The organism is Rhizobium johnstonii 3841 (assembly GCF_000009265.1).
GTDB classification, from domain to species: Bacteria; Pseudomonadota; Alphaproteobacteria; order Rhizobiales; family Rhizobiaceae; genus Rhizobium; species Rhizobium acaciae.
In genome coordinates this window covers 118,863-132,367 of record NC_008382.1, presented here as the reverse complement: position 1 = coordinate 132,367, position 13,505 = coordinate 118,863, and the positions used below count along the sequence as shown (strand labels likewise).

Here is a 13,505-nt window from a genome sequence, read left to right as displayed (position 1 = left end):
AGAACGCTAAACGTACCGTGCACCAACGCCCCATTTCTGGGACTGATGATCATTCCTCCTCTTGTGAAGGGAGGTAAATCTCAAGCACCCCGCGGGACCCATTAAGCCGTCCGACCTGAACCACCAAGTCGATTGTGCGCTTAGCATACGTGATAACCTCGCCATGGGTAAGTCTAATCCCCGAGCGCATCACCATTAGCGCAAGGCGGTCAAATGCTAGCGCGGGGCTATCAGCATGGATGGTAGTAATGGCCCCAGGGTGACCGGTGTTGATTGCTTCGAGAAAGTCATAGGCCTCTACGCCGCGGACTTCTCCGACGATGATGCGATCCGGCCGCATGCGCAGGCAGCTTTCAAGCAGCTTGGAAGGCATCCGTGCGGACTTGTCCTTCCGGTCGGATATCAACCCCACTTGGTTGCGATGGGGTGGGAAGAGCTCCTGTGCGTCCTCAATGGTGATCAGGCGTTCATTGTGGTCCATCATGGAAATCAGCGAGCGCGCGATCGTTGTTTTGCCCGAGGAGGTGCCACCGGATACCAGCACGTTGAACCTCTCCTCGATTGCCTGCCGGAACAGACCCTGCAGGTCGCCGTCGCGCGCCATCTTAGCAATCGCCCTGTGTCGGCGGCGGCGCTGCGCATCGACTCGTATCTGTCCGCCGTTGACGAAGCCGATATCCTTCGTCGCCAGCGCGTGTGTTAAGTATTTGCGGATCGACAACGATACGCCGTCTTCGATCGCTGGTTCGACCACGATTTGAACGCGCAGTGGGTGCCCCCAGACCATGACCCGGCCGGAAACAATCGGATGCAAGGCGCCAAGTGTGTTGCGGGTGTCGCCGGCAAGCTGCGCACCTAGCCGCTTAATGGCATGGGGCGACAGCGGCACGTCGATCTCGTGCATGTATTCGGCACCCGCGGCTTCGATGAAGATTGAGCCGTTTGGATTGATCACAAGCTCGTTGACGCGGTCATCGACCAGAAACTCTCTCAGAGGGCTCAGATATTGCTCCACGTAGGAGATTTCGCGATTCTTCGGAACATAATTCATCTGAATACAAGATCTCGATTTACGAGAACCCGGATCTCCTCACCTTGCGGAATTTTAATGGCCGGCGGTAGCGAAAGATACTGATCAAGGACGCCCCTTGCCTGGTCGCTCGCCGTGTCGCTCATCTGTCCCGCGTCCTGGCCGCCGCCGACCTTGGAGGTCGTGCCGGATTTAGACTGGCTGTTGCGGTTGGACAGTATCGAAGGAAGGGAGGTGATGGCGCTGATGAGGATGGCGGCCCCGAATTTCGTGCCATAACGGTTGTTCACATTACCTTCCGTGCCCGACCGCCCAAGTGTGTCCGCGCCGGTGGAACCAAGCGCGATCGATTGTCCCGAAGGCGTAATCGCTCGGTTCCATGCAATCAGGACGCGCCTCTGAGCGAGGTTGACGTCGTTATTGAACTCACCGATCAAAATGGTTCCAGAGGGCATCAGAACGCGCGCTCCATCAAATGAATAAACAGGTTCCATCACCTGTGCACGAATATTGCCAGGCAGCTCCGTATCGATCGCAGTTTCGAGCACGGCTGAGATAATGGTTCCTTGCACCACTGTGCGCGAGGGATCAGGCAGCGGCCGCGAAACAGACGTCGGGTACGTGCTGCTGGCAGCCGTCTTTAGGAACCGCGCGTTTTGGTTCTGGTCAGTCGCCGATTTATCGCTCTCAGTGGTCGCAGGTCCATCAGCCGCGTCGACAACCACCGAGCCGGATTCACGCTGCATCTTGTCGAGTTTCTGGCGCTCCTTGAGCTCGCCCGACTGCAGCTTTCCCGCCTCTTCGGCACGCTGGCGCTCCTCTTCCGCTCGCTCGGCAGCGGCTCTCAACCGGGCGTTTTCTTCGGTCATTGCCTTGCGCTCATCTTCAAACTGCCGCTTCGTATTCTCGTTGTAGCGGGTAATCAGCGCCTCAATTTCTCCAGAGGAGACGCTGCCTTGCTTCTTGCGCTCGAGTTCAGCAATCTGATCCTGTAGCGCCTTGATCTTTGCTTTCCAGGCCGCGTTAGGATCTAACTCCTTCTTTTCAGGTTCCGTGCTCGCAGGTACGGCGAAATCGAGATGAACTGGTCGATGAGAATCTTTCTCAACTTCCATATCGACCTTAGAAACCGCCTGGTCGTTGTCGCGGCCGATCCCCAGGACCTTTAGGGCAGCCGTCGGCCCAGCGACCGCGAAGAACAATACCACGGCCCCTCCCATCAAGCCCGCCGACATTATGAGCCTTGCATTAGTTGCGCCGCTCGTACCACGTGTCTGTCGTGCGCGGCGAGCGTTGACGAGCCCGCTGCGTTCCCTTGCACTGTGTTCAGAGTCCGTCGACTCGATGCCATCATCGCGAATAGGGCCAATGCGGTGATCGTTTTCCGACATGACTCGCCTTTCATCTAACCGTGACGTTTCTGTTGAGCCGCGTGGGGCCGGTACGACCGATGCACACGGACTCGTTGCCTATACGCATGATCCAGTAATCGCTCGTTCCATCAACGATGATCTGGTTTGCATTGGTGCGGGAGTTGATCAACTGTTCCTTGTTGCCCGGTCCCACCTTAAAAACGGCCGGGCGAGGAGCGCCTTCAGGCAGGAAGAACATCGTCTGCCGGCCGTCGTCTTGGACCCAGCGTGGTCGAAATGCGGCCTCACCCGAGAACAGGTAGTCCGCGCGAAGGTGGTCCGGTCTCAAGGAGGCGTCGCTATTCTGCTTCGGCTTCTCTTCGTCTGCATAGGTGAAGATCGAACGGAAGAGGGGTGCAGCATTAGCACCGCCCGTGAATTCACCCATGGAACGAAGCTCAAATGTATAGACCCGTCTGTTGGTATAGATGGTCATGTTGGTCGTGGCCGAGGGAAGCGTCGGTTTGATGCTGACGACGTTTCCGGCCTTGAGCTTAACCACTTCCCAGGATGCACTGTCGCCGATAAGGATAGACTCGACTTCCTCGCTCTGCGAAAGCTGCAGCGCTGTAACCGATTTGAGATAAAGGTCGAGCCGATAGACTTTGTTTTCATTGTAGGCGAAACGCCGAATGCGCGGATCGCTGGCCGGTGCTGCCGCCGCGGGTTTTTGTCGTAGTGCGGAGACGGATTCGGTCGCGGAGATGGGCGCTTGATCGGCGAGGGGCGCGCCCGCACTCAGAAGTAGCAGAACTGCGGTGTGCTTGAACATGGTGTCGGTTCCTCTCGTGCTGGAATTCTAGCCGTTAGTTTCGGCATCGATCCGGTATGACAGGACGATAAAGCCGAGGGGATTCTTCCAAACCTCCTCGAGCTTGGCATTTTCCTTCGGCTGGAACGAATAGCCCAACGTCGCCATAAAGCTGCGCTCGGCTGTTTCTCGGCCCTTCTCCTCGCGGAACTTAGTGATACGCACCCGTGCGAGATCGGGTGCGTTGCGATGGGAAACCGGGGTGATAGAGATCGATTTTACGGTTACCCGGACACGCACGCCTGTTCCGTAGATCGTCGGCGGATATTGTGGCGAGTTGGACGTCCACAGCTGGGCCAATGTCTCAGCAGCATTATCCTTCGAACGGGCCATGACGTCCAGAATGCGAGTGCTGTTGTCGGCCTGGTCGTAGGTTTCGCGGTCGACGACATAGGATACAAGCTCAGCCTGCAGCACTGCATCTTGCTGATCGAGGGAGGCCGGGCGAACTTGCACTAGTTTTTCCGCCTGGCCGGTGGTCTTGTCGACCATCACCACAAAAGGTTTGGTTTCGTTGAGCGGGAGGATTGCCAGCAGGCACCCCAACGAGAGGAGTGCCGCGCCAATCGAGCCGACAGCGACTTTCGCCCAGTTGTTGCGCTGCTGGCGAAGCGTGAAGAATATTTCCTCCTCATAGGCGTTTTGAATATTCGTCTTGGCCATGTCGACACCGATACTCTTGAAATGCTTGAATGATGAAAGGGTTGATCGTCCCTGCCTCATGTCTGAGCCGGCTTCCCACCGAAACTAGATGCGTGTGACGGGACCCGAAGGAGCAGGGTTGGAAGCGGACGGCTGAGATCTAGCGCCTAAGGGCGCCGCACCGGCGCTGGACGACGTGCGATTTGGACCCAGAGGCGATCCAGACTTGGCCTGGCAAGGTGGGAGGAACAGCCGGCAACGCATAGGCTAGCGGCCGGCGCGGAACGTTGGATCCTGACTCATGCCGCCGTCGCCGGCCGCCGACTGTTCACCGCGGGCTCGCCAGACTTCCTTGCGATCATTGGAGTGTTGGCGAAACGGCGCGAATCCGGACTTTAGGACGTCAGCAGCGGAGCCCCCCGCTCTGGTAGGGGCGACTGCTGCGCTGCCGGCATGAAGATGCTTTCGTGGATTAATCATCGATCCTAAGGCCCTCGTAGGAAGGCTCATAGCGGCGTTTTGGAGCGCACTCGCGCCACTGATGCGCCCTGTCGCGCTCGTGAGACTCCTGGCCACGCTAGCGCCGCCGACCGTAACGCACGCAGACGCCAGTGTCTGCGCCATAGTCGGGATGTGGAACAGCAGGACTAGCACCGCTATCATAAAGAAGACGAAGCCGAAGAACTTGTCCTTGTCCGAACTACTTGCCCCGGACGTCGCAAGCAGATGGCCGGCGAAATAGAGAACAATTGCCATCAGACAGCCGAGAAGGAGAGGTATGATGGCAAAACCGATCACAAGGCTTACCCAGCCTTGGGAATATTGCCTCGTTCTCTCCCACATGAACATCATGATGCCGAGCGGAGCCATGCTCAGAGCCACAATAAAGCCCGCTTTAGCGGTCAGCACAATCACCGCGCATGATGCAATGAACACGCCGCCGACGATGAACACGAAGCCCCCCAAGAAGATATTGCGAAGGGTCTTTTCGAGGTCTACGACCGAGGTGTCACGAAAAAACTCGCGGGCGATCCAGATGATGGCATGACCGAATTCGTCCATCGCTGCATAGGTCTTGGCCTCGCCGGCCCCGCTGATGTTCGCAGGATCGAGGATATCCGGCCTCAGTGTTTCGATATCCTTCGCAACCGCCTCGACGACCAGGTTCGAATACCCTTGTGTAACACCTGTCAGGGCATCGTAGACCGGACTGAAATTACTCCAAAGGGTGGCGAAACTTACGACTAGTATGTATGTCACGGCCCAACTAAGGTACTTCGAGTAGTTTATGTTCTGTATCTGCAATACGTGGTTCAATGCTATGAAAAGCAGAGCCACGAGACCGATCGACGCCGTCAGTTTCCTGACGGGATCTGCCACGGCCGTGTACACGGCCTGCAGGTAATCGACGGTCGCCACGTCGATCTGCGTTCCTATCGTTTGAATAATTCCCATGGCGTCACCTATTGAAGTCCTTAAGGCCGTCAATCCAATCTTCCGTGCTCGCTTCGCTTGCCAACATCATGAAATAGCTGCTGACAATGGAGGTGACGGCCGACTGCGTTCTTAGGCTTTCATTGGTTTGCTGCGTGAGCTCGATCACCGCGCGCGTGTTGATGTCGATGCTCGTCTTCAAATCCTTGCTCGCCTGAACGGCCGCGATGTAGTCGTCTACCCGCTCCATGCTCGCGTTGGCACGCTTGTAGGAGCTTTCCGCTACGGAGCCGGCGATCGCGCCCTTGGCGGCGAGCTGAGCGAGCACCTTTTTGCTGGGTAGCTCGTCATCCTTGAGCGCGAATGCTTTGTCGAGAGAGAAGGTGCTACGGAAATGGGTGAATGCTGCCAGGAGATCCGGTGGACCATCGGCGGCGCCATTCAAGGCGCTGTCTGCCATTTCCTTGAGGCCTTCGCCGCCCTGGCGGGCAGCGACTTCGTCCGGTCCGTTCATAAGCGGAATGGTCTTTGGTCCAGTCTGCCCGTTACGAATAACATCAAGAGCCGTCTTCTGGTTCTGGACTGCCGTGAACATCTGAGTAATGCCCCCGCCCATGATGCGATACAACTGGACGAGCTTCATGATTTGCTCGATTGAAACCTGGTCATGGGTCTCCTGGACACCGGGAGGGGCGCCCGGCACACCCCCGACGGCAGGTTCCGGCAGTGGAGTGACGGCGTCCTGCGCATGGGCGACCACGGCAGACCCACCCGGTTGAAAAAGAAGGATCGAAATAGCCAGTGAGCTGGCTCGAAGATGCCGTTTCATACCCATGCTCCTCTTGAAAGTCCGCTTGCGCCTTCCCACTGACAGGCACAGTGGTTTTTGCGTTCCGCCGGCACGGACTGGCAGGAGCTCAGGCCGCAGACCAGCAATGCGATCACAACTAAAAGCTCTTTCAGTGCAACATCTCCATCTGAAAATCCGGTCTGTCGCGCCAGCCTGCGATCGCTTTTTGGCCGCGGCCGCCGCCAAGCACGTCAATACCTTTGCCGATCGCGACGAGATCGAAGTCGAGCACAACGCTGTCACTGCCGGATTTGAGCAGCACGAGATGGTTGTCGACATTGCTCATCTGAAGGAATGCGCTTTCCGTGGGCGTCAGATGCAGGGGGGCGAGTTCCGCCGCCGTATTGAAAGAGCTTGTATAAACAAGACGCGTGACAGCGCTTTCCAGAATGGCATCGCCGGCAGCGCTATTCTTGATATGGGAAACCCGCTGGGTGAGCAGGACGACAGCAACGTTCTTCTTGCGCATCGTCAGCATCCAGTCCTTCAACCGCGCCTCGAAATAGGGATTGTCGAGGAGCTTCCAGGCCTCGTCAAGGACGAGCAACGTCGGATGCTCATCCTCGACGAGCCGTTCCACACGGCGAAAGACGTAGCTTAGCCAGGCGGTGCGCACGACGTCATTGTCGAAGATCTCCGTCAGGTCAAATGCCGTCAGACGATTGTCGAAGGCGAGCGGGTCCAACCCCTTTCCGCCGAACAGCCAACCGAATTGACCGGTCTCGTCCCACCGCCCGAGTCGGTTGTACAAATCTCCGTCGTCATCGGTGGCGCGAAGCTGACTGCGGAATTGCTCGAGGTTCTGCAACCGCGGATCGGCCGTGGTATTGGCCTGCACCGCGTCGCTGAGGGCCTGGATCTGTACCGGATTGAGCTTTCCTCCGTCGTTTTCCGCCAGCGCCGCCAGCCAGTCCATAAGCCATGCCGCGCCGCGACTGTCGGCCTCTGCGCGCATCGGGTTAAAACCCGTTTCGTCACCCATGCGCACCGCCGAATAGCACCCGCCCATGGCACGCACCGCCATTTCGAAACCGTTGTCCTTGTCGAAGAGAATGGTTCGAGCGCCGAGCCTCTGGGCTTGGCTTATCAGGAACGCCGTACCAAGCGTCTTGCCTGAGCCGGTCTGCCCCAGAACGAGCGTGTGGCCGACAGTGCGCTGGCCTGGCTTTCCGGGCAGGTGGAAATTGAAGCGGAAGGTCTCGCCACGCGCAGTGGGAAATATGGTGACGGCGTCGCCCCAAGGGCACTTGTCGGGTGGGCTGCCTTTTGACTGGCCGTGCATGGCGCAAAGCTGCGCGAAGTTCTGCGAGGAGATCATCGCGGGTCTAGTCCGGTAGGCGAAATTCCCGGGATGCTGCGCAAAATATACGACGCGGGAGGAGAAATTCTCGCGAACAATCGCCGCTCCCGCATCCTGCATGGCGCGCGTCACATAGGCCATGGCGCCGTCCAGCTCTTTGAGACTGTCACAGAACACAGCGACACTGCAGTGATGGTCTCCGAAGATCACCCGACCAGAGGCGACATCGTCTTCCGCCTCTTCGAGTTGTGCCATAAGCGATATGGCGGCATCTTCCGCCGCGCGCATCTGCTTTCTCACCCGGGCGATCTTGCCCTGCGCCGATATTGGATCGATTGGAGTAAAGCTCTGAGTGACTACGGTGTTGTAGGGCAAGTTCAGCCGGTCGAGGATTCCGGGATAGGTCTCAGCCGGGTAGTCCTTGACGGAAACGATGGTTCCGAACCGGCGTCGTGCTGGATCCGTCCCTTCGCATTCAAAAACGGGACCCTGAAAGGTTATCTGCGAGCTGGCCAGGAGGTCGGCCACTGGCAGGAATTTGGTGCCGGGAATAAGACTTCCGCCAGAACCGTCTATCAGAGTACGGAGTAGGCCGAGCCAACGGCCGTCGGAGACCGTCAGGCGGCTGGGCCCAGCTTCACCGACACCAACCATGCAGGTGTTGATCATCTGGTCGAGGCGCAGCGCCCGCGCTTCGACCTCATGGCGGCTGTGGACGTCCCTGCCACCGAATAGCGATAGGAACTTGGTGGTCTTCCGGGGCGGCCGGATTACCAGCGTGACCACCGTCACTCGATCTCGAAGGCCGACCGTTTGCAGGTATCCTTGCCAGCGGCGATCGATTTCCTCATTGAAAGGATGGCCGCCAACCGGCGGCATCGTCGGCCGGGTCTCAACCGAAATTCGATGGACATAATAAGCGACATCGCTCCGCTGTTGTGCGATGAAGCGCGAAAACGCGTTGCACAATTCGACGGTATGGAAGCTATCGACAGTTTCCGCATTGATGCCCTCTACAACGAAGGAACCCATCAGGTCGCCATCGCGCAACATCAACGTGACGTCGTCAACCGCGCTCAAATAGGGCAAACCGCTGACCAGCATTTCGCCCTTTTCCGAGCGTTTGATGGCAAGGCTGCGGGCAGCTCGCGTAGCTGGCCTTTCAAGCACGGTACACCAGCTCTTCGCCACGCAGAAGTCTTGGACTCATCCGCGTCCGCTGCACGGTAGCGATGAAGACACTGATGATCTTGGGATCGTACGCCGCAAGACCGCGAAGCGCGACATAGCCTACCCCGCCCGTGATCAAGAGATACACGAATGAGCGCGTGATGATGAAGCCAAGCATGACCGTGGCAATCAGCACGACCAGATACATGATCGGCAGTCCGGCGAAGCTGACCTCCCGGGTCAGGCCTACAAACAGCGGTGTACGTTCCATGAGCGTTACTCCGAAAAATGTCCTCGCCGGTGCCCACGGGATGAGGAGGGGAGGCTTTGGGCCCAGCGCATCAGGGCGGCGTTAGTTGGCGGTGATACCCTGTACAAAGCTTGCGCCGCCAAAAACGATGGCGATGCCGATTATGATCGACACCGCAAATGTCCAGTCCATGCGGCCGGTCATGAAGGAGAAGCCGACGGCGATCACGGCCAGGGCAGAGATGGCGACGCCGATGGGTCCAGTGACTGCTTCGACGATCGCTTCCAGGAAGGTCGTAACGCCAGCAAAGTCTTGCGCGGCGCTGGGATTGCTAGACAGAAGAACCATTGCGACGATCATCGCGACGAGTTTCAGAGGGTCTTTGTTGAGGAGATATTTCTTGAAGTATCCCATCTTTTCTCTTTCATAGTTAGTCGATTTGAATTGCTACGTTCAGGCTCCCGAAGAGTGTGCCACCCATCTCCTGGCGGTGGCGTCCCTGCAGTGCATCGCATTCCGGAAGTCGCGCCATGTCTAGAGTGTCGCTGGCGTTGAGCGATGCCTCCTGTGGGGCTGGGCTGAAGGGCTTCGGTTCGTGTGCAACAGCGCCCGGCGCGGAGTTCATATTGTTGAAAATGTCGGACACGTATTGCTGCGTCTCCCGGTAGGGCGGTATAGCGCCGTATTTCCGCACGGCATCAGGACCGGCGTTATAGGCTGCGAGAGCAAGCTCGGGTGAACCGAACTGATGGAGCATCGCGGTGAGGTATCGCGCGGCGCCCTCGAGATTGTCCCGGGCCGAAAGGACGTCGCAGACGCCGAGTCCTCGGGCGGTGTCTGGCATTAACTGCCCCAGTCCTTTGGCGCCTGCAGGGGATATGGCTCCGGGATCGAAGTTGCTTTCCCGCTGAATCATCGTAGTGAAAAGCGATACAAACGATTCCCGGTCCAGCCTTGAGCGTGCTACCCCGGCGGCACCTGCATACCTGCGACCGACCTCGAGTGTCAGCCTTCGCATGCGGGTTTGTCGCGCCGATAGTTTCGTCGACAGCATACGAGGCTTGGGTAAGCGTAAGCGGTGTTCGATGAGCCTTCCAGCTTTAAAATCCGCTATTTTGGTGGGCCCACTGCCTCGATCCAAAATGGAAGGCGCGTCCAAGATCACTGAAGTGGTGGCCTGATAGTTAGTCACTGCTGTGAAGGAAGCATTGGAGAATTTTTTGGCAAAGATTGTCGGATTGTCGGCGCTACTTGCCTTCGGCGCGTCCGCAGAGACGCCGCCGAATGGCACGATCATGTCATTACCAAGTTGTTGAAATACTGCTGCACGGGTGGGAACTGGCTGGCCAAGCAGCAAGAAGAGAAGCGTGAGCGCCGTCGCTCCACTTAATGTACAATTCTTGTGCAATCTATTCGCCTTTTTTTGGATGGTATAAATTTCCTGAATATTTGAGACTGTTATCTCAACACAAAATCATTGTGCGAATAATGTGACCATATACAGCGCCGCCCGTGATGCACGTCAATGCATCTCAGCGCTGCAATTGTAATATGGCTGCCGCGGGGCACTGTAAAGTTATCAGCGGATTGATGCAGCGATAGCTGGCCGGGACGGCTGTCAGGCTGCGGCGACACACGCGATTTTGTTCCAGATTTGCATGGCGGCGTTACGCAGGTCTCGATGTTGAGCCGATGACAGCGTATTGCGGGGAAAGTGGAACAGGTTGGCAATCGGATCATGGATGGAAACGAACCGCTGAAGCTGGCGTGCCGACTTGAAGCGTTTCATGGTCCTTTCGCGTCGTCGGGTCGGCTGGTGCGAATTTTCCGCTCGATTATTGAGGCCTTTGTGCGACCGGTGTTCGACACCGGGCATGAGGTCGCGCCTGGCGGCATCATAGGACCGGAGCTTGTCGGTGATCATGACCCGTGGTGTCCGCCCTTAAGCCTTCAGCAACTTATACCAGGGTGAGCGATCTGTGACTCTTTTTGAGGTTTCCAAATCAGTTGAGTTCTGAATCAATACCGCAAACGGAGGTTTGCGGATGACATCAGGACTTCCACTGCGCGATGACTTCGACGGCTGGGCTCTTCGGGCGTTGGCCAAAGGCACGAAGGATGCGGCACAGGCTCGGCGGCTTCTTGCCCTTGCCGAAATCTATGATGGCCATTCCCGCAGCGATGCGGCCAGGATCGGAGGCGTGACCCTGCAAAGTAAGCGACAAGCCGGGGCCGTTCAGGCGGCGTAGTTCCATGGCATGAGGGCGTCGATTTCACTGTTGGGCCATCCATTCGCAAGGCGCTCAAGCGTCTGGGTCAACCAGGCTTGCGGATCGACGGCATTCATCTTTGCCGTTTGCAGGAGCGTCGCGATGGTCGCCCAAGTCCGGCCGCCACCGTCGCTTCCAGCGAATAGACTATTTTTTCTCGTGATCGCTTGGGGTCTGATTGCTCGCTCGACTATGTTGGAGTCGAGTTCGATGCGGCCGTCGGTCAGGAAGCGCTCGAAGATGTCTCGACGCGAGATGGCATAACGCAGAGCCTCGGCGAGTTTGGATTTTCCAGAGACCCGCGGCAGGGTCGCCTGCCAGAGAGTGAAGAGGTCACGGACGATCGCTGCGGAGATCTCCTGGCGTGCAGCGACACGAGCTTCAGGGCTTTGGCCGCGCACACGCTCCTCGATCTCCCATAACCTCGCCATACGCTCGACGGTGTCGGTAGCGACTTTCGAGCTCTTTGCGACATGCAACTCGTAGAACTTTCTCCGGCTGTGCGACCAACAGCCGGCCAGGATGGCGCTGTTATTGCCTCCATCTTTCCGGACGAGCTTGTTATAAGCGGCATATCCATCGACCTGCAGGATTCCACGATAGCCGTTCAGGTGTCGTGCGACACACTCGGTGGCTCGACTGTCCTCGAAGCGATAGGCTACCATCGGTGGACCGCTGCCCCCAAAAGTCCGGTCATCCCTGGCATACGCCCATAGCCATGCCGTCTTCGCTGATCCGGAACCAGGAGCAAGTGTGGGCAAGGTCGTTTCGTCGGCAAAGATCCGTTCGGCCTTCTTGATCTCATCGAGGATGTAGTCGGCGAGGATATTGAGCTCGAACCCCAGCTTGCCCATCCATTGAGCCATTAGCTTGCGGTCGAGTTCGACCTTGTCGCGTGCGTAGATGGCTTCCTGGCGATAGAGTGGCAGCCCGTCGGCATATTTGGAAACGGCGATCTGGGCCAGAAGTGCTTCCGTGGGAATGCCACCTTCGATGATGTGTGCCGGAGCCGCCGCCTGGACGACACCATCCTCGTTCCTAAAGGCATACTTCGGCCGGCGGGTGACGATGACACGGAACTTCGCTGCCACGACATCCAGCCGCTCGGAGACGTCTTCGCCAATCAGGATCTTGGTCTTACCTGCATGTTCTGGAAGCTCTTCCGGTTCGATCACGACCTCGACGCGCTCAAGATGAGGCGCAAAGCCCTTGCGTGGCCGCGGAGCGCGTTTGCTGTCCGCGCTACCGCGGCCTTTCGTGACCTGAGCCTTGATCGTCGCAATGCCGGTCTCGATCTCTTCGAAGACAAAGGCATGCTGCTCGTCATCGACGGTGGATGATGCAAGCCTTTCCGAGCGTCGGCCAAATCGGGCGCGATCGAAAGCCTTCAGGATCTGCGTCAGCCGCTCGATGCGCTCATCGGCGTCCGCGTTGCGGGCCTCTAGATCGTCAACCTGTTTCTCCAAAGCCTCGACGCGGGCTGCTTTTGCAGCCATGGCAAGAACCATGGCTTTGAGAGCCTCTACATCATCCGGGAGCTCAATCTCGGGCCGCGTCATGGGTATGATCAGAGCATATTTTGCCGCGCTCCGCCCATGCTTTCAGGGACCTGATTCACTTCGCCGCAGCGGTTTTACCCAACAATCTCGGGAGGCTTCACCGGCGCGGATCGAACTCGCTTCCAGTCCATTCCGTCGACCAAAGCCAGAAGCTGGGCATGATTGAGCTGGACGCGATGATGGCCGATCCGGGGCCAGCAGAACTGGGCTTTTTCCAGCCGCTTCGCATAGAGGCAAACGCCGGAGCCATCCCACCACACGATCTTGACTCGGTCTGCTCTCTTGGCCCGAAAGACATAAAGTGCACCGTTGAACGGATCACTGCCAGCATCCCGTACCAGCGAAAGCAAGCTGTCCGGCCCCTTTCGGAAGTCGATGGGATGGCTCGCAAGAAAGACCTTCACGCCGGACGGGATCATGCCGACCGCACCGCTCGGATCACCCGCTGCAGCTGTGCTTCGCCGATATCTGCGTCGGCACGGATAATGACGTCGCCGATCACAAGCTCGATCATCGCACGTGTGCCAATCGTCCTGGTCCCTGTCTGACCAGCCCGATCTTGCGAGAAGGATCGTTGTCCGTCACGAGCATCACGACGCCAGCCAAATAGCTGCGAGGGATGTATGCCGATGCGATGCGCAATGGCCGAGACGCTTGCGCCGGGCTCCATTGCCTCAGCCACAGCCTGCGCTTTAAAATCATCGGACCAGCGGCGCCGAAATTGCCGTGGGGCGCCCTCAAGCCGTTCCGGAACAGCCTCAATCATATGGAAGTTTC

Annotated in this window: 12 protein-coding genes and 3 pseudogenes; 1 reads left to right on the top strand and 14 read right to left on the bottom strand. The window is 57.9% G+C overall.

The annotated features are described in order from the left end of the window. Positions 1–49 precede the first annotated feature (49 nt). From virB11 to RL_RS25005, 11 genes and pseudogenes are all read right to left on the bottom strand, one after another. Complete coding sequence (virB11, locus tag RL_RS25055) at positions 50–1,051, bottom strand: P-type DNA transfer ATPase VirB11 (protein WP_011654614.1); 1,002 nt, start codon at positions 1,049–1,051, stop codon at positions 50–52. After that, complete coding sequence (locus RL_RS25050; RefSeq protein WP_011654613.1) at positions 1,048–2,421, bottom strand: TrbI/VirB10 family protein; 1,374 nt, start codon at positions 2,419–2,421, stop codon at positions 1,048–1,050. Before RL_RS25050 ends, virB11 begins: the two co-directional genes overlap by 4 nt. Positions 2,422–2,431: 10 nt before the next feature. After that, entirely contained in the window at positions 2,432–3,214 is a 783-nt protein-coding gene (locus RL_RS25045; protein ID WP_011654612.1) for a TrbG/VirB9 family P-type conjugative transfer protein, read from the bottom strand. A 27-nt stretch (positions 3,215–3,241) separates the two neighbouring features. Further along, on the bottom strand, positions 3,242–3,916 hold the full coding sequence (locus RL_RS25040; RefSeq protein ID WP_041936662.1) for a virB8 family protein: 675 nt from the start codon (positions 3,914–3,916) through the stop codon (positions 3,242–3,244). A gap of 246 nt (positions 3,917–4,162) precedes the next feature. Next, positions 4,163–5,350, bottom strand: a complete 1,188-nt coding sequence (locus RL_RS25035; protein ID WP_011654610.1) for a type IV secretion system protein — start codon at positions 5,348–5,350, stop codon at positions 4,163–4,165. Positions 5,351–5,354: 4 nt separating this feature from the next. After that, positions 5,355–6,158, bottom strand: coding sequence for a type IV secretion system protein (locus RL_RS25030; protein ID WP_122330892.1), 804 nt, complete (start codon positions 6,156–6,158; stop codon positions 5,355–5,357). A 130-nt stretch (positions 6,159–6,288) separates the two neighbouring features. Further along, a complete protein-coding gene (locus tag RL_RS25025) occupies positions 6,289–8,583 on the bottom strand; it encodes a type IV secretion protein (protein ID WP_122330891.1) in 2,295 nt (764 codons plus the stop codon). 58 nt (positions 8,584–8,641) lie between these two features. Continuing rightward, the gene (locus tag RL_RS25020) at positions 8,642–8,920 is read right to left on the bottom strand and encodes a VirB3 family type IV secretion system protein (protein ID WP_011654607.1); all 279 of its coding nucleotides are present in this window, start codon (positions 8,918–8,920) and stop codon (positions 8,642–8,644) included. 81 nt (positions 8,921–9,001) lie between these two features. Beyond that, complete coding sequence (locus tag RL_RS25015; RefSeq protein WP_011654606.1) at positions 9,002–9,313, bottom strand: TrbC/VirB2 family protein; 312 nt, start codon at positions 9,311–9,313, stop codon at positions 9,002–9,004. Between the two features lie 16 nt (positions 9,314–9,329). Then, a complete protein-coding gene (locus RL_RS40715; protein ID WP_011654605.1) occupies positions 9,330–10,307 on the bottom strand; it encodes a lytic transglycosylase domain-containing protein in 978 nt (325 codons plus the stop codon). Between the two features lie 210 nt (positions 10,308–10,517). Beyond that, positions 10,518–10,859: pseudogene (locus tag RL_RS25005) on the bottom strand (DDE-type integrase/transposase/recombinase); the annotation flags it as partial. Between the two features lie 85 nt (positions 10,860–10,944). Between RL_RS25005 and RL_RS40015 the strand changes: the two are divergent. Continuing rightward, positions 10,945–11,100 (top strand): annotated as a pseudogene (locus tag RL_RS40015) (IS630 family transposase); the annotation flags it as partial. 35 nt (positions 11,101–11,135) lie between these two features. Here the strand turns inward: RL_RS40015 and RL_RS25000 are convergent. From RL_RS25000 to RL_RS41030, 3 genes and pseudogenes are all read right to left on the bottom strand, one after another. Continuing rightward, the gene (locus RL_RS25000) at positions 11,136–12,728 is read right to left on the bottom strand and encodes an IS66-like element ISRle3 family transposase (protein WP_011654537.1); all 1,593 of its coding nucleotides are present in this window, start codon (positions 12,726–12,728) and stop codon (positions 11,136–11,138) included. A 74-nt stretch (positions 12,729–12,802) separates the two neighbouring features. Then, on the bottom strand, positions 12,803–13,147 hold the full coding sequence (gene tnpB, locus RL_RS24995) for an IS66 family insertion sequence element accessory protein TnpB (RefSeq protein ID WP_011654536.1): 345 nt from the start codon (positions 13,145–13,147) through the stop codon (positions 12,803–12,805). Between the two features lie 158 nt (positions 13,148–13,305). After that, a pseudogene (locus RL_RS41030) lies at positions 13,306–13,494 on the bottom strand (transposase); the annotation flags it as partial. Positions 13,495–13,505 lie beyond the last annotated feature (11 nt).